This window comes from Arthrobacter antioxidans (assembly GCF_023100725.1).
Taxonomy (GTDB): Bacteria; Actinomycetota; Actinomycetes; order Actinomycetales; family Micrococcaceae; genus Arthrobacter_D; species Arthrobacter_D antioxidans.
The window spans coordinates 3,158,632-3,179,179 of sequence record NZ_CP095501.1; the positions used below are offsets into that span (position 1 = coordinate 3,158,632).

At 71.0% G+C, this 20,548-nt stretch carries 19 protein-coding genes; 8 read left to right on the forward strand and 11 right to left on the reverse strand.

What is annotated here, in order from left to right:
* Positions 1–26: 26 nt before the first annotated feature.
* Positions 27–479 carry a helicase associated domain-containing protein gene (locus MWM45_RS14610; protein ID WP_247827060.1) on the reverse strand — a complete coding sequence of 151 codons (453 nt, stop codon included), beginning with the start codon at positions 477–479 and terminating at the stop codon, positions 27–29.
* 141 nt (positions 480–620) lie between these two features.
* On the opposite strand from MWM45_RS14610, the gene MWM45_RS14615 reads away from it, so the two are divergent.
* Both MWM45_RS14615 and MWM45_RS14620 read left to right on the forward strand, forming a co-directional pair.
* Positions 621–1,232 carry a TetR/AcrR family transcriptional regulator gene (locus tag MWM45_RS14615; protein ID WP_247827061.1) on the forward strand — a complete coding sequence of 204 codons (612 nt, stop codon included), beginning with the start codon at positions 621–623 and terminating at the stop codon, positions 1,230–1,232.
* Positions 1,233–1,638: 406 nt separating this feature from the next.
* The gene (locus MWM45_RS14620; protein WP_247827062.1) at positions 1,639–2,214 is read left to right on the forward strand and encodes a hypothetical protein; all 576 of its coding nucleotides are present in this window, start codon (positions 1,639–1,641) and stop codon (positions 2,212–2,214) included.
* Here MWM45_RS14620 and paaZ read toward each other — a convergent pair.
* From paaZ to MWM45_RS14640, 4 genes are read right to left on the reverse strand one after another with little or no spacing between them, the layout of a single operon-like run.
* Positions 2,184–4,271, reverse strand: a complete 2,088-nt coding sequence (gene paaZ, locus MWM45_RS14625) for a phenylacetic acid degradation bifunctional protein PaaZ (protein WP_247827063.1) — start codon at positions 4,269–4,271, stop codon at positions 2,184–2,186. The two genes, MWM45_RS14620 and paaZ, sit on opposite strands and share 31 nt — an antisense overlap.
* A gap of 14 nt (positions 4,272–4,285) precedes the next feature.
* Entirely contained in the window at positions 4,286–5,284 is a 999-nt protein-coding gene (locus MWM45_RS14630) for a 3-hydroxyacyl-CoA dehydrogenase NAD-binding domain-containing protein (protein WP_269076560.1), read from the reverse strand.
* Positions 5,281–6,021, reverse strand: coding sequence for an enoyl-CoA hydratase/isomerase family protein (locus MWM45_RS14635; RefSeq protein WP_247827064.1), 741 nt, complete (start codon positions 6,019–6,021; stop codon positions 5,281–5,283). Before MWM45_RS14635 ends, MWM45_RS14630 begins: the two co-directional genes overlap by 4 nt.
* The gene (locus MWM45_RS14640) at positions 6,021–7,229 is read right to left on the reverse strand and encodes a thiolase family protein (protein WP_247827065.1); all 1,209 of its coding nucleotides are present in this window, start codon (positions 7,227–7,229) and stop codon (positions 6,021–6,023) included. The genes MWM45_RS14635 and MWM45_RS14640 overlap by 1 nt, the downstream gene beginning before the upstream one ends.
* A 168-nt stretch (positions 7,230–7,397) precedes the next feature.
* Here MWM45_RS14640 and MWM45_RS14645 point away from each other — a divergent pair, with 168 nt between their 5' ends.
* Positions 7,398–9,593 (forward strand): S9 family peptidase, encoded by a 2,196-nt coding sequence (locus MWM45_RS14645; RefSeq protein ID WP_247827066.1) that lies wholly within the window; start codon positions 7,398–7,400, stop codon positions 9,591–9,593.
* Here the strand turns inward: MWM45_RS14645 and MWM45_RS14650 are convergent.
* The 5 genes from MWM45_RS14650 to MWM45_RS14670 are packed head-to-tail and all read right to left on the reverse strand — an operon-like array spanning position 9,524 to position 15,265.
* Positions 9,524–10,603 carry a LacI family DNA-binding transcriptional regulator gene (locus MWM45_RS14650; protein WP_418909773.1) on the reverse strand — a complete coding sequence of 360 codons (1,080 nt, stop codon included), beginning with the start codon at positions 10,601–10,603 and terminating at the stop codon, positions 9,524–9,526. The two genes, MWM45_RS14645 and MWM45_RS14650, sit on opposite strands and share 70 nt — an antisense overlap.
* Positions 10,603–12,072 carry a GH1 family beta-glucosidase gene (locus MWM45_RS14655; RefSeq protein WP_247827068.1) on the reverse strand — a complete coding sequence of 490 codons (1,470 nt, stop codon included), beginning with the start codon at positions 12,070–12,072 and terminating at the stop codon, positions 10,603–10,605. Before MWM45_RS14655 ends, MWM45_RS14650 begins: the two co-directional genes overlap by 1 nt.
* A complete protein-coding gene (locus MWM45_RS14660; protein ID WP_043441918.1) occupies positions 12,069–12,983 on the reverse strand; it encodes a carbohydrate ABC transporter permease in 915 nt (304 codons plus the stop codon). The genes MWM45_RS14655 and MWM45_RS14660 overlap by 4 nt, the downstream gene beginning before the upstream one ends.
* Complete coding sequence (locus tag MWM45_RS14665) at positions 12,980–13,969, reverse strand: carbohydrate ABC transporter permease (RefSeq protein ID WP_247827069.1); 990 nt, start codon at positions 13,967–13,969, stop codon at positions 12,980–12,982. Before MWM45_RS14665 ends, MWM45_RS14660 begins: the two co-directional genes overlap by 4 nt.
* A 3-nt stretch (positions 13,970–13,972) precedes the next feature.
* Positions 13,973–15,265: an ABC transporter substrate-binding protein gene (locus MWM45_RS14670; RefSeq protein ID WP_247827070.1), complete on the reverse strand. Its 1,293-nt coding sequence runs from the start codon at positions 15,263–15,265 to the stop codon at positions 13,973–13,975.
* A gap of 529 nt (positions 15,266–15,794) precedes the next feature.
* On the opposite strand from MWM45_RS14670, the gene MWM45_RS14675 reads away from it, so the two are divergent.
* Both MWM45_RS14675 and MWM45_RS14680 read left to right on the forward strand, forming a co-directional pair.
* On the forward strand, positions 15,795–16,166 hold the full coding sequence (locus MWM45_RS14675) for a hotdog fold thioesterase (RefSeq protein WP_082046142.1): 372 nt from the start codon (positions 15,795–15,797) through the stop codon (positions 16,164–16,166).
* Positions 16,163–17,029: an SGNH/GDSL hydrolase family protein gene (locus MWM45_RS14680; RefSeq protein WP_247827071.1), complete on the forward strand. Its 867-nt coding sequence runs from the start codon at positions 16,163–16,165 to the stop codon at positions 17,027–17,029. The genes MWM45_RS14675 and MWM45_RS14680 overlap by 4 nt, the downstream gene beginning before the upstream one ends.
* Here the strand turns inward: MWM45_RS14680 and MWM45_RS14685 are convergent.
* Entirely contained in the window at positions 17,026–17,841 is an 816-nt protein-coding gene (locus MWM45_RS14685) for a tyrosine-protein phosphatase (protein ID WP_247827072.1), read from the reverse strand. The genes MWM45_RS14680 and MWM45_RS14685 overlap by 4 nt on opposite strands.
* Before the next feature lie 98 nt (positions 17,842–17,939).
* On the opposite strand from MWM45_RS14685, the gene MWM45_RS14690 reads away from it, so the two are divergent.
* Genes MWM45_RS14690 through MWM45_RS14700 form a run of 3 tightly spaced genes read left to right on the forward strand, consistent with a single transcriptional unit; the run spans position 17,940 to position 20,519 of the window.
* Positions 17,940–18,377, forward strand: a complete 438-nt coding sequence (locus tag MWM45_RS14690; RefSeq protein WP_247827073.1) for a VOC family protein — start codon at positions 17,940–17,942, stop codon at positions 18,375–18,377.
* Positions 18,378–18,427: 50 nt separating this feature from the next.
* Positions 18,428–19,381: a 1,4-dihydroxy-2-naphthoyl-CoA synthase gene (locus tag MWM45_RS14695; protein WP_247827074.1), complete on the forward strand. Its 954-nt coding sequence runs from the start codon at positions 18,428–18,430 to the stop codon at positions 19,379–19,381.
* 7 nt (positions 19,382–19,388) lie between these two features.
* Entirely contained in the window at positions 19,389–20,519 is a 1,131-nt protein-coding gene (locus MWM45_RS14700; RefSeq protein WP_247827075.1) for an AMP-binding protein, read from the forward strand.
* The last annotated feature ends 29 nt before the right edge of the window (positions 20,520–20,548 follow it).

Consider the following 20,548-nt stretch of genomic DNA (forward strand, 5'->3'; position numbering starts at 1 on the left):
ACGGGCTGCGGCGGTAGGGCTTGGCGTCAGCCGGCCCGGGCCAGCGGCGCGTCCCGGCTGTCCTGGCTCCCCGCCAGGATCTCCCGCAGCGCGCGGGCCGGTCCGTTCTCCACGGCCCGGGAGGAGAGCTGGGCGTTCATCCAGGCGGCGAGCCGTTTCTCCCCGGCGCACGCAGGGGACGTGAGCGACGGCAGCCTGCCCTCCTCCTGGAGGAACTCGGAGATGCTGTCGACCTTCAGCCAGGCCGCCCCGGTGCGCTGATGCTCGACCGGCTCCTCGGAGAGCACCCCCGCGGCGCAGAGCTTGGCACGGTGTTCGGGTGTCAGGCGACCGGTGCGGGCGGCTTTGCGCTGCTCGTCGAGCCACATGGCCAGGCGGTGCTCACCCGGGGTGGACGCCCTGAAGTACGGATCGCGGCCCTCACTGTCGCGGAAGGTGATGAGTGCCCGCAGGCGGAGATCCCAGGAGGTCGTTAGCACGGGGAGCGCCCTTTCGGAATGGAACGGGTGATAATGATAAGCCTACTACCTACTAGGCAGGCTAACTATCACCCGTTGCGAGTGATCTTCCGCCCTTTCCCTGCCGTTCGACCAGCGGGACGGTCATGCAAAAATGGGCGTATGACCGTCGATGGAATCCGCCCCGCCGCCGCCCGGCGCGGACGTCCCGGATACGACCAGCAGTCGGTCCTGGCCGTCGCGGTCGCGGCCTTCAACCGGCACGGCTACGAGGCGACGTCGATGGGCATGCTCGCCGAGGAACTCGGCCTCAGCAAGTCCGCGATCTACCATCACGTGCCGTCCAAGGGGGATCTCCTGCGGCTTGCCCTCGATCATGCGCTGGGCGGCCTGGAAGCCGTGCTGCAGGATCCGGGGGCGCATGCCGGTCCAGCGGATGCCCGGCTCGAGTTCGTGCTGCGGGGGACCATCGCCGTCCTCACCGAACGGCTCCCCTTCGTCACCCTGCTGCTGCGGCTTCGCGGCAACACGGAGATCGAACGGGAGGCACTGGAGCGGCGCAGGGCCTTCGATCGCGAGGTTGCGGCACTCGTCGATGCCGCGCGGCACGAGGGCTCCATCCGGAAGGACATCGACCCGAGGACCACCACGCGCCTGATCTTCGGCACCATCAACTCCATCGTCGAGTGGTACAAACCGGGCGGACCCCTGACCGCCGAGAAGCTCTCCGACGACGTCATCCACATGGTGTTCGACGGCCTGCACCGGCGCTGACCGGCCCGCCGTCGTCCTCGGCCCCGGCCTGGGCGCCTCTGCTCCCACTCCGCGGCACCGCCGAGTGGGCATGGTCGAACATTCCCGCTCCGCGTCGTCGTGCATGGGGACCGGGCCCCGTCCACATAGGCACACCCGGGTGCACTGAGGGCCGGAGCGCGGGAGATCCTGCTCCCATGGATGTACTGACGGCGCTGGCGGCAACAGGTGGAGTCGGGCGGGCGCGTGACCTCGTGCGGATGGGCGTTCCAGGGGGACAGATCACTCGCGCCCTGGGGGGAGGACTGATCGTCCGGGTCTCACGCGGCGCCTACGCACTGCCTGAACACGACGGCGGTGCGCTCACCGCGGTGGGGGCCGGCGCGGACCTCGCCTGTATCAGTGCGGCTCAGCAGAGGGTCTGTGGGTGCTGACGCGCCCCAAGCGGCTGCATGTGGGGGTCGATCACGGCCGGGGTGTCGAGGGGGAACGGCTCCGCATGCACCGGACCACCCTGCCGATCCCGACGCCGGCCGTGTGCCTGCAGTGCGTCCGCTGCCTGCCCGAGCTCGATGCCCTGTGCATCGTCGAGTCCGCGGTCGTCCTCGGCGTCGTGTCGATCACCGACCTGCGCGCGGAAGCCGAGCGCCGCGATGCGAAAGCACTCCGACGCATCCTGGACCTCCTCGATCCGCACTCCGAATCGATTCTCGAGACCGTTGCGCGCTACCACCTGCGGCGATCCGGGTTCCAGGTCGCGTCGCAGGTGCGTGTCCCCGGGGTGGGGCGCCTCGACCTCATGGTCGACGGCATCCTCGGTATCGAGGCGGACGGCCGGCAGTACCACGGCGACCGCCGCGCGTTCCTCCCGGAACGCAGGCCCGTGGAATGGGGATATTCGAACACTCCCACTCCACGGGGGCGTGCAGCGGGATCGGCGGACCGTGGCGGGACGAACCCGGGTGGCGCCCGCTACTTCCGCACGAGGGTCAGGACGTCGTAGGTCGCCACGATCTCGTCGTCCTGGTTGTGCAGGACGGCGTCCCACGCGACCTCCCCGTACTCGTCCGTCTCGCGCGGGGTGATGCGCTTGGCCGTCAGGGTCACGCGGATGGAGTCCCCTGCAGCCACCGGCGTGATGAACCGGAGGTTCTCCAGGCCGTAGTTGGCGAGCACGGGCCCGGGAGCGGGGTCCACGAACAGGCCGGCGGCCCAGGACAGCAGCAGGTACCCGTGGGCCACGATCCCCGGGAAGAACGGGTTCGCGGCCGCCGCCTCCTCGTCGGTGTGCGCGTAGAAGGTGTCCCCCGTGGACTCCGCGAAGGCCTCGATGTCCTCGAGCGCCACCCGGCGCAGCCCCGACCGCACGGCGTCGCCGATCCGCAGCGTCGCCAGGTCCTTCCGGAACGGGTGGACGTCGTCGAACCGGCGGTCCGCGCCCGTGTGCCACTCCCCCGTGATACTCGTGAGCATGTTCGGTGAGCCCTGCACGGCGGTGCGCTGCATGTGGTGCAGCACCGAGCGCATGCCGCCCAGCTCCTCGCCGCCGCCCGCGCGCCCGGGACCGCCGTGCACCAGGTGCGGGACCGGCGAGCCGTGACCCGTGGAACTGCGGGCGTCCTCGCGGTTGAGGATGAGGACGCGGCCGTGGTGCGCCGCGATCCCGAGCACGAGTTCCTGCGCCACCGCGGGGTCGTTGGTGCACACCGTGGCGACGAGGGAGCCCGCACCGAGGGCGGCGAGGCGGACGGCGTGCGCGAGGTCGTCGTAGCCGATGACGGACGCGACCGGCCCGAATGCCTCCACGGAGTGCAGGGCGCCGGCCTCGACGTCCTTCCACGTGAGCAGCACCGGTTCCATGAACGCGCCGCCGGGCGCTTTCCCGGTCGTGTTGTCGGCGAGCACGACGTCGGGCGCGTCCAGCGAGCCGAAGGCCAGGGAGGCCCCGCCGTCGAGCAGTTCGCGGACGGCACCCTGCACACCCTCGAGCTGCGCGAGGGACGCGAGCGCGCCCATGGTGACGCCGTCGGCCCGCGGGTCACCCAGCGTCACCCGTGAACGGATCCGCTCGCCGGCGGCACGTACGACGTCGTCGACCAGGTCCTGCGGCACGATGGATCGGCGGATGCTCGTGCACTTCTGGCCCGCCTTGACGGTCATCTCGGTGACCAGGGACTTGATGAAGGCCTCGAACTCGGGGGTCCCCGGCACGGCGTCCGGACCGAGGATCGCGGCGTTGAGGGAGTCGGTCTCGCACGTGAAGCGGACGCCGCCGCGTTCGACGGAGGGGTGGGACTTCAGGTGGTTCGCGGTGGACGCCGAGCCGGTGAAGGACACGAGGTCGCGGTAGTCCAGGTGGTCGAGGATGTCGCGGGCCGGCCCGGAGACGAGCTGCAGGGACCCCTCGGGGAGGATCGCGGAGCCGACGATGAGCTTCACGACGGCGGCCGTCAGGAAGCCGGTGGGTGTGGCCGGCTTCACGATCGTGGGCACCCCGGCGAGGAACGCGGGGGCGAGCTTCTCGAGCATGCCCCACACGGGGAAGTTGAAGGCGTTGATCTGCACCGCGACACCCGGGATGCGCGTGTGGATGTGCGTGCCGAGGAAGGAGCCGTCCTTCGACAGCACCTCGGGCGGGCCGTCCACGATCACGTGCGAGTTCGGCAGCTCGCGGCGTCCCTTCGACCCGAACGTGAAGAGCACGCCGATGCCGCCGTCGATGTCCACCATCGAGTCGACCCTCGTGGCACCGGTCTTCGCCGACAGCTCGTACAGCGGCTCGCGCTGCGCGTTGAGGTACTGCGCGAGCTCCTTGAGCTTCAGCGCGCGCTCGTGGAACGTGAACCGGCCCAGGGCCGCCTGGCCCGTGGTCCGCGCGAAGCGGACGGCGGCCGCGGTGTCGATGCCGGCCGTGCTGACGAGGGCGAGGTCCTCGCCGGTGCTGGCGTCGCGCACCACGATGCCGTCGCCCTGCGCGGCGGTCAGGTCGGGCGTCCACCAGGCGTCCTCGAGGAAGCTGGGGACGACGTCGATCCGTACTCGTTCCGGGGCGGTTGTCATGGTCCGCTCGCCTTTCACTGGTGCTGCCGGGATGGGTTCTGGTCGGTGGGGGCCGACGGCGGGGCGTCGCCCCAGGTGAAGAAGCCGCAGCCGCTCTTGCGGCCGAGCTCACCGCGCGCCACCTTCTCGCGGAGGATCGCGGGCGGACTGAAGCGGGGCCCGAGGGTGGCCTCGAGGTACTCGGCGATGCCGAGGCGGACGTCGAGGCCCACGAGATCCGTGGTGCGCAGCGGGCCCACGGGGTGCCGGTAGCCGAGGACCATGGCGGCGTCGATGTCCTCCGCCGTGGCGACGCCCTCCTCGAGCATGCGCATCGCCTCCAGGGCGATGGCCACCCCGAGCCGCGAGCTCGCGAACCCCGGGGAGTCGCGGACGACGACGGGCGTCTTGCCGAGCGCCGCGACCCAGGACCGGGCGGCGTCCTCGAGCTCGGGGGAAGTCCCCGCGCCGAGGACCACCTCGATCAGGGCCGATGCCGGGACGGGGTTGAAGAAATGGAGCCCGCAGAACCGGGCGGGTCGCTGGAGGGTGCCCGCGAGTGCGTCGACGGAGAGGGACGAGGTGTTCGTCGCGAGCCAGGCGCCGTCGTCGAGCACGTCCTCGACGGCCCGCAGCGCCTGCCGCTTCAGGGCGGGGTCCTCCGGGACGGCCTCCACCACGAGGCCGCACCCGCGGAAGTCGCCGTAGTCGGTGGACACGGCGATCCGGGCTTCGAGGTCCGCGAGCGGGGACGTCGTCGTCCCGCGCTCGACGCTGCCGGCGAGGGCCCGGGTGACGCGGCCGAGGCCGGCCTGCGCCGCGGCGTCGTCCCGTTCGACGACGACGACGCTCGATCCGGCGAGGCAGAACGCATGGGCGATGCCCGCACCCATGCGTCCGCCGCCGAGGACGCCGACGCGCGCCGGGATGCCGGTGGGGCTGCCGGTGGGGCTGCCGGTGGGGCTGCCGGTGGGGCTGCCGGTGGGGCTGCCGGTGGGGATACTGGTCGGGATGCTGGTGGGGTCGCCGCTCATGAGTCCTTCTTCCGGTCGAGGAACCGCTGCATGCGATCGAACTTCGCGTCGGACTCGAAGAGGACGGCCTGCGCCAGCTGGTCGATCACCGGGTGCGCGTCCCGGGGCGCATGGAAGACGCTCTTGGTGATGCGGACGGCGAGAGGGTCCTGCCGCGCGATGCGGTCGGCGAGCGCGTGGGCCGCCGGCAGGAGGTCCTCCGGCGCGTGGATCTCCGTGATGAGGCGCGCGGCCAGGGCCTCCTCGGCGGAGAGGATGCGCCCGGCGAGGAGGATCTCCAGGGCGAGGGGCTCCCCCACGAGCTCCTTGAGCCGCCAGCTGGCGCCGGCGGCGGGCAGGATGCCGAGGCCCGTCTCCGGGTTGCCGATCCTGAGGCGCGGTGTCCCCAGACGGAAGTCCGCGGCGAACGCGAGTTCCGCGCCCCCGCCGAGCGCGAACCCGTCGAGCGCCGCGATGACGGGCATGGGCAGTCCGGCGATGCGCGCGAAGAGCGTCGAGTTGATGCCGGCCAGGGCATCGTCGCGCCGGCGCTCGCGGAGCTCGGCGATGTCGGCGCCCGAGGCGAAGACGCCGTCGGACCCGGTGAGGATGAGCGTGCGCGGTGACTGCTCGAGGTCCTGGCACACGGCGTGCAGCTCGTCGACCATGCGGCGGTCGATCGCGTTGCGGGCCTCCGGCCGCTGCAGTGCGACGACGAGGCGGCCGGGTGCGTCCGTGAGCGTCAGCGACGACGGCATCAGACGGCCTCGACGAGCAGGGCGGTACCCTGGCCGACGCCGACGCACATGGTGGCGAGGCCGAGGCTCCGGGACGGGCCGGCGAGTTCGCGCTCGAGCCTGCCGAGCAGGGTGACGGCGATCCGGGCGCCCGAGGATCCGAGGGGGTGGCCGAGCGCGATCGCGCCGCCGTCGCGGTTCACGATCCCCTCGTCGAGCCCGAGCCGGCGGATGCACGCGAGCGACTGCGTGGCGAACGCCTCGTTGAGTTCGACGGTGCCGAGCTGGGCGACGGTGAGCCCGGTGCGCTCGAGCACCTTCTGCGTGGCCGGGACCGGGCCGATGCCCATGATCTCCGGCGGGACGCCCGCGGACGCGCCGTCGAGGATGCGGGCGCGCGGCGTGAGTCCGTACCGCTCGATGGCCTCCTCGGAGGCGACGATGACGGCGGAGGCGCCGTCGTTCAGTGAGCTGGAATTGCCGGCGGTGACGACGCCGTCCGGGCGGACCACGGGGCGGAGCCCGGCGAGGACCTCGAGCGTGGTGTCGGCCCGCGGCCCCTCGTCGGTGTCCACCGAGAAGGACGTCCTGCCGCGGTTCACCTGCACGGGGACGATCTCGTCCGCGAAGCGCCCGGCGTCGATGGCCGCGAGGGCACGCTGGTGGGACCGGAGCGCGAAGGCGTCGGCGTCGTCGCGGCTGATGCGGTCCAGCGCCGCGAGTTCCTCCGCGGTCTCGGGCATCGAGTACGTGGCCTTGTCGCGGGCGGCGAGCCGCGGGTTGGTGAAGCGCCATCCGATGGAGGTGTCCACCACGGCGCCGGGCTTCGCGAAGGCCTTGGCGGGCTTCTCCATGACCCACGGCGCGCGGCTCATGGACTCCACCCCGCCGGCGATGACGATGTCCGCGGCCCCGGCCTTGACCATGTGGGACGCCATGATGATGGCGGAGAGGCCGGAAGCGCAGAGCCGATTGACGGTGATGCCGGGGACGCTGTCCGGGAAGCCCGCGAGGAGGGACGCGAGCCGTGCGACGTTGCGGTTCTCCTCCCCGGCGCCGTTGGCGTTGCCGAGGATCACCTCGTCCACGGTGGCCGGGTCGACGCCGGCGCGCTGGACGACGGCGGAGAGCACGAGCGCCGCGAGGTCGTCCGGCCGGACGCCCGAGAGGGCCCCGCCGTAGCGGCCCACGGGGGTGCGGACACCACCCACCAGGAAAGCCTCGGCCATGTTCGTCTCCCTCGTCGTCGTGGTGGGCCCGCTCCTGTCGAACGAATTACGGAACGAATTACCGAACGTTCGTTCTGTAAAGGCCTGCTCCAGAATTGCACGGCCGCCCAGCACGGTCAACCGGCCGCTGCAGCGGGGCCACGGACCGGCAGTGGCAAGATGGAAGCCATGACCGCTGACGCCACCAGGACCGAGATCCCCCTCCCCTCGCCCGCCCGGAAGGTGCCCTCCGAGCGCACCCACCACGGGGACACGTTCATCGACCACTACGAATGGATGCGCGACAAGGAGAGCCCGGAGCTGATCGAGCACCTCGAGCGCGAGAACGCCTACACCGAGGCCGTCACCCGCTCCCAGGCACCACTGCGCGAGGCCATCTTCGGCGAGATCAGGGACCGGACGCAGGAGACGGACCTGTCCGTGCCCGCCCGGAAGAAGGGCTGGTGGTACTACTCCCGCACCGAGGAGGGCAAGCAGTACGGCATCCAGTGCCGGGTGGCCGCCCGGGACACCGGCGATCTCAGCCGCGACTGGACGCCGCCCGTGGTGGTCCCCGGGCAGCCCGTCCCCGGCGAGCAGATCATGCTCGACGGCAACGAGCTCGCCGAGGGCAAGCCGTTCTTCTCGCTGGGCGGCCTGTCCGTCACCGAGGACGGCACGCTGCTCGCCTACAGCGAGGACAATGCCGGCGACGAGCGCTTCACGCTGCGCATCAAGAACCTCGGGACGGGGGAACTGCTGCCGGACGCCGTGCCGAACGTCTTCTACGGCCTGGCCTTCTCCCCGGACGGCGCGCGGGTCTACTACACCGTCGTCGACGACTCCTGGCGCCCCTACCAGGTGCGGGCGCACACGCTGGGCACCCCGGTCGAGGAGGACGCCGTCGTCTTCCAGGAGGACGACGTGGCCCTGTGGACCGGCTTCGAGGTCTCCGCGGACCGCACGCAGCTGCTCATCAGCATCGGCTGCTCCGAGTACAGCGAGTACCGCGTCCTGGACCTCGCCGCGCCGGAGCGCGGCCTGACCACGCTGCTCTCCCGGGACGAGCGCATCCTGTACGACGTCGAGCCCCTCACCCTCGACGGCGCGCCGTACTACCTGCTCACCCACGACCGTGGCGCGAAGAACTCGATGGTGAGCCTCGTGGCCGCGGGCGAGTTCGCGAAGCCGCTCGCCGAGCAGTCATGGACGACGGTCGTCCCGCACGACGACGCCGTCCGCGTCGAGGGCGCCACCGTCACCCGCACCCACCTCGTCCTGTCCGTGCGGAAGGACACCATCGAGCGTGTGCAGGTCCTGCCCCTGGCCGGCCTCGGGACGTCCGGCCAGGGCATGCCCGCGGAGCCCGACTTCGACGAGGAGCTGTTCACGAGCAACCTCGCCAACGCCGAGTTCGACTCCCCGATCATCCGGCTCTCCTACACCTCCTATCTCACGCCTCCGCGCGTCTACGACTACGTGCTCGAGGACGGTTCGCTGGAGCTGCGGAAGGAGACCGAGGTGCGCGGCGGCTACGACCCCGCCGACTACGTCGCCGAACGGCACTGGGCACCGGCCGCGGACGGGACGCTGATCCCGCTGTCCGTGATCCGCCGCGCGGACCTCGCCCAGGACGGCACCAATCCGGGTCTGATCTACGCGTACGGCAGCTACGAGGTCAGCATGGACCCGGCGTTCTCGATCGCCCGGCTCTCCCTGCTGGACCGGGGCATCGTCTTCGTCGTCGCGCACATCCGCGGCGGCGGCGAGATGGGCCGCAGCTGGTACGAGCAGGGCAAGAAGCTGGCGAAGAAGAACACGTTCACGGACTTCGTGGACGCCACGACCTACCTCGGCACCTCGGGGTGGGTGGACGCCGACCGGATCGCGGCGATGGGCGGGTCCGCGGGAGGGCTGCTCATGGGCGCCGTCGCGAACCTGGCCCCGGAGAAGTACCGGGCCATCGTGGCGCAGGTGCCCTTCGTGGACGCCCTCACGACGATCCTCGACCCGCACCTGCCGCTCTCGGCGCTCGAGTGGGAGGAGTGGGGCAACCCGATCACGGACCCGGCGGTGTACCGGTACATGAAGGAGTACACGCCCTACGAGAGCGTGCGCCCCGTGGCCTACCCGCGCATCGCCGCGGTGACCAGCTTCAACGACACGCGGGTGCTCTACGTGGAGCCCGCGAAGTGGGTGGCCCAGCTGCGCGAGACCACCACGGGCACCGAGCCGATCGTCCTGAAGACCGAGATGGACGGCGGCCACGGCGGGGCCAGCGGCCGCTATTCGCGCTGGCGCGACATCGCCTGGGACTACGCGTTCGCTGCGGACGCGGTGGGTGCGACGGCGGTACTGGCCCGTTCGACGAGCTCCGTCGAGTAGATGACGGGCTCCGGGTGCGAGCCCGGGGCCTCAATCTCCTCGAGGAGCATCGTCCCCGCCCTGACCGCCATCTCGACCATGGGCTGCGTGATCGTGGTGAGGGGCGTCGGCGCCGTCCCGGCGACCGCGTGGTTGTCGTAGCCGATCACCGCGATGCCCCCGGGGACGGTCCTCCCCGTGGCCTGGACGGCCTCGATCACGCCGAGCGCCATGAGGTCCGATGCCGCGAAGACGCCGTCGATGTCCGGGTGGTCGGCGAGCAGCCTGCGGACCGCCGACGCGCCGCCGTCGGTGGTGAAGTCGCCGTGCACCACGGGCGATGCGGGCAGCCCCGCCGCGGCGAGCCCCTCGTTCCAGCCGCGCAGGCGGTCGACCGCGGCCGTCATGTCGGCCGGACCGGCGACGGTCGCGAGGCGGCGGCGGCCGAGTCCGACGAGGTGCCGGGCCGCCAGCCGGCCACCGCCCACGTTGTCGGAGTCCACATACGTGACCTCGTATCCCGTGTCCCATGGCCGGCCGATGAAGATGGTGGGAAGGCCCGTCTCGGCGAGCGACCTCGCCCAGGAGTCGGCCTCGTGGTGCGAGACCACGATGGCCCCGTCCACGTGCCCGCCGCGCAGGTAGCGCAGTGTGCGGGACGAGTCGTCGTCGGTCCGCGACATCAGCAGCACCAGCTGCACGTCGGTCTCCCGGAGGGCCTCCGTGATGCCGGTGATGACGACGGCGAAGAAGGGATCCATCATGACGCGGACGTCGGGCTCCGGGATGACCAGGGCGATCGAGGACGTCCGGCGCGTCACGAGGCTGCGGGCCGCCCGGTTGGGGATGTACCCGAGGGCGACGACCGCGCGGTCCACCGCCGCCTGGGCCTCGGGGCTGACGCGGTCCCCGCCGTTGATGGCGCGCGACGCCGTGGACCGCGACACCCCGGCCGCCAGCGCAAGATCCTCGAGCGTGGGACTCGGGCGGCTTGCGGTCCGGCGCAGCGACCGGGGCGGGGACGTGTTCATCATCCCGACAATACGACACCCGCCGTCCCGGCGTCCTGCGTCGAACCGATGTCCGGCACGGTGTTCGAGGCGGCCAGGCGCGCGTACCAGAGGGCGCTCGCCTTCGGGGTGCGCTGCAGCGTCTCGTAGTCCACCCGCACCAGGCCGAAGCGCTGGTGGTAGCCCCAGGCCCATTCGAAGTTGTCCATGAGCGACCACGCGAGGTAGCCGCGGAGGTCCACGCCGTCGTCGATCGCGTCCTTCATGGCCCGGACGTGGGCGTCGAAGAAGCCGAGGCGATCCTGGTCGTCCACGAAGCCGTCGGCGTCCGCGACGTCGTCGTAGGCGGCGCCGTTCTCCGTGACGTAGATCGGGATGCCGGCGGGCCCCGTGTACTCGTCCTGCAGCCGGTTGAGCAGGCGGCGGAGCCCCTCGGGCTGCACCTCCCAGTCCATGGCCGTCACGGGCAGACCGCGCGGCACGGAACGGACACCGTGCGCGGCGACGTAGGGCGAGGAGACCGGACGCTCGAGCGGGGCGTGGCCCTCCTGCGGCGCGGCCCCGGCCGCCGGCGTCATGGTCACGGCCTCGCCGTGGTAGTAGTTCACGCCCAGCACGTCGATGGGGGTGCCGATGATCTCCAGGTCCCCTGCACGGATGTGGCCCGCCAGCCCCAGGTGCTCGACGTCGCGGAGGACGTCCTCGGGGTAGGCGGCCCGCAGCACGGGGTCGAGGAAGATCCGGTTGAACTGCCCGTCGATCCGCCGGGCGGCGTCGCGGTCCTCCTCGCTGGCGGGATCGAGGGGATCCGGGACCGTGAGGTTCAGGGTGATGCCGAGCGTCGCCCCGAGGTCGCGGCGGCGCAGCTCCTGCGTCGCGAGTCCGTGCCCCAGCAGCAGGTGGTGCGCGGCGGCGAGCGCCGCCGTCGGCTCCTGCCGGCCGGGCGCGTGCACACCGGCGGCGTAGCCGAGGAACGCCGCGCACCAGGGCTCGTTGAGCGTGGTCCAGATGCGGACGCGGTCACCGAGGGCCTCGTGCATCACCGCCGCGTACTCGGCGAAGCGGTAGGCCGTGTCCCGGTTGGTCCAGCCGCCCTGGTCCTCGAGCGCCTGCGGGAGGTCCCAGTGGTACAGGGTGAGCCAGGGCTTGATCCCGGCGGCGATCAGCTGGTCCACGAGGCGGGAGTAGAAGCGGATGCCCTCGACGTTCGGCGTCACGCCGTCCGGCATGCAGCGCGACCACGACGTCGAGAAACGGTACGCCTGCAGGTTGAGGCTCTTCATGAGCGCGACGTCGTCGGCCGAGCGGTGGTAGTGGTCGCAGGCGACGTCGCCGTTGTGGGCGTCCGCGACGGCGCCGGGGACGCGGGAGAACGTGTCCCAGATGGACGGCCCCCGTCCGCCCTCGCGCGCTGCGCCCTCGATCTGGTAGGCGGCGGTCGCCGCGCCCCAGAGGAAGCCCTCGGGGAAGGTGATCTCGGTACTGCTCATCCTTTGACTGCTCCTTGCATGATTCCTGAAACGAGTTGGCGTCCCGCGACTGCGAAGAGGAGCAGCAGGGGGATGGTGGAGAGCACGGCTCCGGCGAGCACGATCGAGTAGTCGACGAAGTGCGCGGCCTGGAGCAGCTGCAGTGCCACCGGGAGGGTGGGGTTGGACGGGTCGAGCACGATGAAGGGCCAGAAGAAATTGGTCCAGGTGGCGACGAACGTGAACAGGGCGAGCATAGCCGCCGCCGGGCGCGCCGCAGGCAGTCCCACGTACCAGAATGCCTGGATCATCGACGCCCCGTCGATGCGCACGGCCTCGATCAGCTCGTCCGGCAGCGCGTCCCGGAGGTATTGCGTCATCCAGAAGACGCCGAACGCCGTGACGACGCCGGGCACGATGACCGCCCAGAGCGACCCGGTCCAGCCCAGCTTCGCCATGACGATGAACAGCGGCACCACGCCGAGCTGGGTGGGCACCGCCATGGTGGCGATCACGAACACCAGGAGGGCCTTGCTGCCCCGGAACCGGAGCTTGGCGAAGGCGAACCCGGCCAGCGTGGAGAACAGGACCACGGAGAACGCCGTGACGGTCGAGACGAGGACGCTGTTGCCGAGCGCCTTCCAGAACGGGATGGTGTCGAGCACACTGGCCGCATTCGCGAGGAAGTTGCCGCCAGGGACGAGGGGCACGCCCTTGCTGATGACCGAGCTGTCATGGGTTCCCACGAGGAAGGACCACCAGAGCGGGAACACCGAGCCGAGGATCACCGCCGCCAGGAACCCGTAGGTCAGGAACCCCGGCCGGCGCGCGGTGCCGCCGGGGGCGCCGCGGCGCCGGGAGCCGAGGCCCCGCTGGGCGGCACGGGCGGCCCCCTTGCCCGCGGTCTGTTCGATCATGGGGATGGAGCTCATCGTCGGCCTCCCTGGGTGGCGATGCGGCGGGTGATGAGGAAGTTGGCCATCGCGATGACCACGATGATCAGGAACAGCAGCCAGGCGACCGCCGAGGCCCTGCCGAAGTTGCGCTGCCCCCAGCCGAGCTCCCAGATGTACATGGTGAGGGTCTGCCACTGCCGGTCCGCCCCGCCGAGGCCCGCCTGGTCGAAGACCCTGGCCTCGTCGAAGATCTGGAGCCCCCCGATGGTCGCCGTGATCACCACGAAGATGATGGTCGGCCGCAGCATCGGGACGGTGACGGAGAAGAACTGGCGGAGCCGCCCCGCGCCGTCGATGGTCGCCGCCTCGTAGACGTCCCTGGGGACGGCCTGCATGGCGGCGAGGAAGATCAGCGCGTTGTAGCCGGTCCAGCGGAAGTTGACCATCGTGGCGATGGCCGCGTGACTCGCGAGCGAGTCGGAGTGCCAGCGGACCGGATCCAGCCCTATCCCCGTCAATATCTCGTTGACCAGGCCTGCCTGATCAGCGAAGAGGTTGTTGAAGATCAACCCGACGGCCACGGGGGCCACCACGAACGGTACGAGGACGCCCATCCTCCAGAACGTCCTGGCCCGGAGGTTCGCATCGAGCACCGCCGCGATGGCGATGGCGAGGACGACCTGCGGGACGGACGAGAGGAGGAAGATGCTGAACGTATTGCCTACCGCGTTCCAGAAGAACGGTTGCGCGAGAACGAACGCGTAGTTCTCCAGTCCCGTGAAGTCGCCCTGGCCACCGATGAGGTTCCAGGAGTGGAGCGAGACCCACGCCGTGTAGAGCAGGGGGAACAGTCCGGTGATGGCGAAGAGGAGGAAGAACGGCGAGATGTAGAGATACGGGGACAGCTTGACGTCCCACTTCGACACCTTCTGGGAGAAGGCCAGCCGCTTCACGCTCTTCCCGCGCGAGGCCCGCGGGTTGGTGTCGGGAGGTGGGGGTTGGACCCGGTCCGTGACGGCCATGGGCTACAGAGCGCCTACAGCGGTGACGAACTTCTCCCAGGAGGAGGCGGGGTCGTCGGTCTCGTCGACGTCGACACGGGTCAGGGCCTGCTGCATCGCATCGTTGATGGGGAAGTACTTGGGACCCTTGAACGGCCTGATGTCGATCGCGTTGGCGCGGTTGACGAGGATCTCACCGGTCGGGGCGTCGTTGAAGAACGCGTTGGTCTGGCCCAGCAGCGTCTCGCTCTCGAGCGCGTCGACCTGGCTGGGGAAGTTGCCCTTCGACTCGAAGGCCTTGATCTGCTGCTCCGGGGCGGTGAGCCACTCGGCGAGCTTCTTGGCCTCGGCCTGGTTGGCGCCCTGGGTGGGGATGGTCAGGTAGGACCCGCCCCAGTTGCCGGCGCCGCCGGGGAAGACATCGGCGATGTCCCAGCCGTCGATACCCTCGGCGTTGCCCTCGATGATGCCGAGCATCCAGCCCGGGCAGAGCTTCGTGGCGAACGCGTCGGACTGGAAACTGGCCGTCCAGTCGTCCTCCCACTGGGTGAGGTGGGCGGAGAGACCGTCGGTGACGGAGGCCTGGAGGACCTGCTCGTAGATGTCCTTGACCTCGGGGTTCTCGGTCGCGATGACGGTGCCGTCCTCCTCCTCGTACGCGTTCTCGACCTGGTTGATCATGCCCTGGTAGGTGGCTCCGGCGGAGTCGAACCAGGCCGTGCCGTCGCTGGCGGCGACGAACTTCTTACCGGCGTCGAAGTAGTCCTGCCAGGAGCCGTCGAGCATGTCCGCGACGGACTCGCGGTCGCTGGGGAGCCCGGCCTTCTCGAACAGGTCGGCGCGGTAGCAGACGGCCTGGGGCCCTGCGTCGGTGCCGTAGCCGATGAGCTGCCCGTCCTCTGTGGTGGCGGCAGCGCTCTTCCAGTCGAGCCAGCGTCCCTCGACGGCGGGGTCGCTGAGGTCGGCGAACTGGTCGGAGTACTCGAGCAGCTCGGGCAGCCAGTCCATCTCGATGCCCTCGATGTCGGAGAGCCCGGATCCGGCGGCGAGCCGCGTGGTGAGGTTGTCGCGGGCCTCGTTCGAGGTGGCTGCCTTCTTGTGCTCGATGGTGACGTTCGGGTTGAGCTCCTCGTATTCGGTGAAGAGCTCCTCGTAGCCGAATTCGTTGAACGTGCCGACCGAGAGGGTGACCTCCTCGGTACCGGTCTCCCCCTCCACTCCGGCGTTCTCCTCGCCGCCCGAACCACAGGCGGCGAGGGTCAGGGCGAGGCATGCGGCCGCGGCCGAGAGGGCGGTGATTCGTGCTCGGTTCTGCACGGGTGACTCCTTTGTCAGTTCGGATCCCACTGCGTCTGCAGCGGATTCTGGGTGGAACTTCCTGGTGGTCTCCGCGTCCGCAGGAGGACGCAGGCCGGAACGGTCGACTGGTGCGCCTTCTTCAGGAGGTCGAAGACGCCGACGGGACGCGGGAGCGCACGAATGAGCCTTCCGCGGGTGCAGGGGGTGGTGCCGGCGAAGGGTGCACTTCCACCTGTGACACGCTCTGTGACGGACTCGGTGGGAGCGCTCTCACGCTGAGCCTCCATCCTGACTGTGACGTAGGACACTGTCAAGTGGGAGCGCTTCCACGGGCACCGGAACGACTCGGATGTCAGAATCGCCGCAGGTCAGCGCGGGAAGTGCGAGGGTCCCGTCATCGGATCGTTATGGAACACACCTGCCGTGGGCCGGGCGCGCGGGCGCTACAGTGGCGGACGACCCACGACCCCATCCGCAGGAGCAGCTCGCCGTGACGCATGAATCCCTACCCCCCTGGACGATCACTCTCGGAGAGCTCGACGAGCGGATGGGAGTCGCCATCGAGGAACAGTCCGTCGAGCGGGTGGTGGCGACCATGCCGGTGGAGGGGAACCGCCAGTCCTTCGGGCTCCTCCACGGCGGAGCGTCCCTCGCCGTCGGAGAGGCCGTGGGGTCGTGGGCCGCCGTGATCCATGCGTCCACCCTCGGGAAGACGGCGGTGGGCGTCGACGTGTCCGCGACGCACCACCGGAGCGTGAGGGAAGGCACCGTCACCGTCACGGCGACGCCCATCCACCTCGGCCGGACCCTCACCACGCACGAGGTACTGATCACCGACGACGCGGGACGGCGCCTGTGCACGCTGCGCATCACGAACCTGCTGCTGGACCGGCCGATCCCCGGTACGGTGAGCCCATGAACCGCACGAAGCACTCCGCCGGGATCCGGCCCAGGCTCGTCGCCCTTGCCGCAGCAGCCACGGCAGCCCTGATCGGGGGCACCGCGGGCCCCGTGGCAGCCGCCCCGCCGGCACCGCTGTCCTATGTGGCGCTCGGGGATTCGTACGCCTCGGGTTTCGGCGCCGGGTCCTACGTGAACGCGTGCGGCCAGACGCCCCTGGGGCTGCCCGGGATCCTCGACACGAAGAAGCAGGTGGAGCTGGTGGCCGATGCCACCTGCGCCGGCGCGAAGGCGGCCACCGAGGCCGGGGGCGCCCTGGACCTGCCCGAACAGGTGGGCCGCGTCGTCGCCTCCGGCGCCCTCTCCCCGTCCACGGACCTCGTGACCATCTCCGCCGGCGGGAACGACGCAGGCTTCGGGCAGGTCGCCGGAGTATGTGCCACGCGTCCCACGGCGGAGTGCGAGCAGTTCATCGCCGCCCAGAACGCCACGGCCCTGCCGGCGCTGGGATGCACGCTCGACGCGCTGTACAGCACCATCGGGTCCGCGGCGCCCCACGCCACCGTGGTGGTCACCGGCTATCCGCACCTGTTCACTCCCGAGGCGGGGACGCCCGTCCTGCTGCCCGTCGCCTCGCAGACCGCGTTCAACGACGGCACGGACGCCGTGAACGCGGTGATCAGGAGCCGGGCCGAGGCGCACGGTTTCACGTTCGTCGACCTGGTGCGGAAGTTCGAGGGGCACGGGCTCGGATCCGCGGATCCCTGGATCACCTTCCGGCCCGGCGCGGTGGACAACCTGCACCCGACGGACGAGGGCTACCGGTCCGGCTACTTCCCCGCCGTGCGCAGCTCCGTGAACTTCTCCCGGCTGCAGCGCTAGAGGGGCCAGGCGGGGTGCGTCAGGCGCGCTCCCAGGGCGGTGAGTTCCTCCGCCGTCAGCCCGGCGTCGCGGAGGTAGCGTGCGGCGTCGAGGGATGACAGCAGGTCCCCGAGCTGCCTCCGCGCTCCCGTGAGCCACGCGGCGAGCTCGTCGTCCGTCCTCGGCGTCTCGTGCGGCGCCTCCTGGCCGCGGTAGCGCTCGTTCATGGCGGTGACGGCCCGCTCGTAGTCGGCGATGATCGCCGAAGGCCCTATCCCCGCCGCGCTGAGCAGCACGGCGACCACGAGACCCGTGCGGTCCCTCCCGGCGGCGCAGTGGACCACCACTCCCCCGGCAGGAGCGGCCACGAATGCCCGGGCCACGCGGGCGAACTTCTCCGGCCACCGCCGGAGGTTCTCCCCGTAGTGCTCCGGCGAGCTGAGATACGGTCCGCAGAGCGCCATGAACTCCCCGTCCGACTGGTCCTCCGTCGGGAGGTCGTGGAACTCGAACCGCTCGACGGCATGCGCGCCGACGAGCGGATCCGCTGCCCGGCGACCGCGCTCGAAGGGGTGCCGGAGATCGACGACGGTCCGGACGCCCTGCTCCCAGGCCTGGTGCCAGCCCGCCTCCGTGAGCCACTCGTTCCGGCCCATCCGGTAGAGCCGACCCGGCTGGACGGATCCCCCGAGACCGCCGAGGTCCCGTGCGTTCACCGCGCCGTCCCACCGGACGGCTCCCGCCGCCGGTCGGGTGGCGGCAGTTCCCGTGACGGCGGCGGTTCCCGTGACGGCGGCCGTGATGTCGCTGCCGGCGAGCGGGGTGTCGTCCATGGCCGAAGCGTAGCAACCGCCGCAGGGGCCTCCCCTCCCTCCGCGCGGCGTGCGGTCGGGCCCTTCCCCTCCCGTGCCGGGGGGCCTAACCTGCCGTCATGCCCTTCTCCATCCAGGTCTCGATCGACTGCAGCAATGCCCACGCCCAGGCGGACTGGTGGGCGGAGACGCTCGGCTGGGTCGTCGAACCCACCGACGAGGCGTTCATCGACCGGATGATCGCGCAGGGCTCCGCGCGGGAATCGGACGTCGTCACGCACAACGGCTCGCGCGTCTGGAAGACCGGCGCCGGCATCTGCCGGGCGGACGACGTCGGTCGTCCGGGCCGCGAGCGCATCCTCTTCCAGCCGGTCCCGGAGCCGAAGACCACCAAGAACCGCGTGCATCTCGACGTCGACCTGGCCGGCGCCGACCGCGACGCCCAGCGGGCACGGCTCGAGGCGCGGGGCGCGCGCTACGTGGAGCGGCACTCCCAGGGCCCGTACGCCTGGTACGTCATGCTCGATCCCGAGGGCAACGAGTTCTGCATTGCCTGACCGGCGAGGGCCGCGGCGCCCGGCCGGGCCCGCGCCGCTAGACTCGACGGGTGACTTCAGAGCTCCCCGCCAAGGTATCCGACATCTTCGACCCCACCCGCTGGCGGGTCGTGACGGGCTTCGAGGACTTCGCGGACCTCACCTACCACCGCCAGGTGGAGCGCGACGCCGACGGCGGGATCGTCCGCGACCTGCCCACCGTGCGGATCGCCTTCGACCGCCCCGAGGTGCGCAACGCGTTCCGGCCCGGGACCGTCGACGAGCTGTACCGGGCCCTCGACCACGCCCGCATGACGCCGGACGTCGCCACCGTCCTGCTCACGGGCAACGGGCCCAGCCCGCGCGACGGCGGCCATTCCTTCTGCTCCGGCGGCGACCAGCGGATCCGCGGCCGGGACGGCTACCGGTACGCGGAGGGCGAGACGAAGGAGACGATCGATCCGGCGCGGGCCGGCCGCCTCCACATCCTCGAGGTGCAGCGGCTGATCCGCACCATGCCGAAGGTGGTCATCGCCGTCGTCAACGGGTGGGCCGCCGGCGGCGGGCACAGCCTGCACGTCGTCGCGGACCTGACCATCGCGTCGGCGCAGCACGGCAGGTTCAAGCAGACGGATGCCACCGTGGGCAGCTTCGACGCCGGCTACGGCTCCGCCCTCCTGGCCCGCCAGATCGGCCAGAAGAAGGCGCGGGAGATCTTCTTCCTCGCCCGTGAATATTCCGCGCAGGACATGGTGGACATGGGCGCGGTCAACGAGGCCGTGGACCACGGGGAGCTGGAGGTGACCGCGCTCGCGTACGCGGCGGACATCGCCCGGCAGAGCCCGCAGGCCCTCCGGATGCTCAAGTTCGCCTTCAACCTGGCCGACGACGGCCTCGCCGGCCAGCAGGTCTTCGCCGGCGAGGCGACCCGCCTCGCGTACATGACGGACGAGGCGGTGGAGGGCAAGGAGGCGTTCCTCGAGAAGCGCGCCCCCGACTGGTCCTCGTTCCCCTACTACTTCTAGGAGCGGCGTGGAACTCCTCCCCGTGCACACCCCCGAGGGCTTCGACGCCCTCGGGCTGCTCAAGCCCCTCGCCGCGGCCCTCGCCGGCGAGGGTCCCGCCGTCGCCCCCCACGTGAGGCCGGACCAGGTGTTCGGCCGGGAACTGCCCAATGACGAGATCGCAGCGGTCATCAGCACTTCGGGATCCACGGGGACCCCCAAGCAGACCATGCTCAGTGTCGACGCGCTCGCGGCCTCGGCCATGGGCACCGCGTTCGCCCTGAAGGCGGAGGGGCAGTGGCTCCTCACGCTGCCCGTGCACTACGTCGCGGGCTTCCAGGTCCTCGTGCGTTCCCTGTATGCCGGGACGCAGCCGTGGGTCATGGACACCTCCGCGGGATTCACGCCGCAGGCCTTCACCGACGCCGCGGCCGAACTCACCGACCGCGTCCGGTTCACCTCCCTGGTGCCCACGCAGCTCCACCGGCTGCTGGCCGACCCGTCGCCCGAGACGCTCCGCCTCCTGCGCCGCTTCGACGCCATCCTGCTCGGGGGAGCCCCCGCCGGGGCATCCCTGCGGTCACTCGCCCGCAGCCAGGACCTGAAGATCGTCGAGACCTACGGCATGAGCGAGACCTGCGGCGGGTGCGTCTACGACGGCACACCGCTCGACGGCGTCGAGCTCCGCTCCGTGGACGGCCGGCTGCGCATCGGCGGCCCCGTTCTCGCGGACGGCTACCTCGACGCGCCCGGGCTCACCGAGGAGAAGTTCGTCTTCAACTCCGGGCAGCGCTGGTTCGTGACCGACGACGCCGGGGAGGTGGCGACGGACGGTTCCGCGACCGTGCACGGCCGGCTCGACGACGTCATCATCACCGGGGCGCTCAAGGTCTCGGCGACGAGGGTCTCCGACGTCATCCAGGCGCTGCCCGGCGTCGAACAGGCCATGGTGCTCGGGATCCGCAGCGAGGAGTGGGGCACGGCGGTCGCCGCGGCGATCGTGGGTGACGTCGACGCCGACGTCGTCCGGCAGGCGGTGCACGTGGAACTGGGCGCGCACGCCGTCCCCAAGGCCATCGTGACGCTCGACGCCCTTCCCCTGCTGCCGGGCGGCAAGCCCGACCGCCGGACCATCCACACGCTCCTCGAACGCGCCTAGCCGTTCGACGGAGATCCCGCATCGACGCA

What these genes read in the sequence shown, in the direction of transcription:
- MWM45_RS14615 (WP_247827061.1), top strand. Translation starts at nt 621, where the DNA reads ATGACCGTCGATGGAATCCGCCCCGCCGCCGCCCGGCGCGGACGTCCC.
- paaZ (WP_247827063.1), bottom strand. Translation starts at nt 4,271, where the DNA reads ATGACAACCGCCCCGGAACGAGTACGGATCGACGTCGTCCCCAGCTTC.
- MWM45_RS14630 (WP_269076560.1), bottom strand. Translation starts at nt 5,284, where the DNA reads ATGAGCGGCGACCCCACCAGCATCCCGACCAGTATCCCCACCGGCAGC.
- MWM45_RS14635 (WP_247827064.1), bottom strand. Translation starts at nt 6,021, where the DNA reads ATGCCGTCGTCGCTGACGCTCACGGACGCACCCGGCCGCCTCGTCGTC.
- MWM45_RS14640 (WP_247827065.1), bottom strand. Translation starts at nt 7,229, where the DNA reads ATGGCCGAGGCTTTCCTGGTGGGTGGTGTCCGCACCCCCGTGGGCCGC.
- MWM45_RS14645 (WP_247827066.1), top strand. Translation starts at nt 7,398, where the DNA reads ATGACCGCTGACGCCACCAGGACCGAGATCCCCCTCCCCTCGCCCGCC.
- MWM45_RS14650 (WP_418909773.1), bottom strand. Translation starts at nt 10,603, where the DNA reads ATGAACACGTCCCCGCCCCGGTCGCTGCGCCGGACCGCAAGCCGCCCG.
- MWM45_RS14655 (WP_247827068.1), bottom strand. Translation starts at nt 12,072, where the DNA reads ATGAGCAGTACCGAGATCACCTTCCCCGAGGGCTTCCTCTGGGGCGCG.
- MWM45_RS14660 (WP_043441918.1), bottom strand. Translation starts at nt 12,983, where the DNA reads ATGAGCTCCATCCCCATGATCGAACAGACCGCGGGCAAGGGGGCCGCC.
- MWM45_RS14665 (WP_247827069.1), bottom strand. Translation starts at nt 13,969, where the DNA reads ATGGCCGTCACGGACCGGGTCCAACCCCCACCTCCCGACACCAACCCG.
- MWM45_RS14675 (WP_082046142.1), top strand. Translation starts at nt 15,795, where the DNA reads ATGGGAGTCGCCATCGAGGAACAGTCCGTCGAGCGGGTGGTGGCGACC.
- MWM45_RS14680 (WP_247827071.1), top strand. Translation starts at nt 16,163, where the DNA reads ATGAACCGCACGAAGCACTCCGCCGGGATCCGGCCCAGGCTCGTCGCC.
- MWM45_RS14685 (WP_247827072.1), bottom strand. Translation starts at nt 17,841, where the DNA reads ATGGACGACACCCCGCTCGCCGGCAGCGACATCACGGCCGCCGTCACG.
- MWM45_RS14690 (WP_247827073.1), top strand. Translation starts at nt 17,940, where the DNA reads ATGCCCTTCTCCATCCAGGTCTCGATCGACTGCAGCAATGCCCACGCC.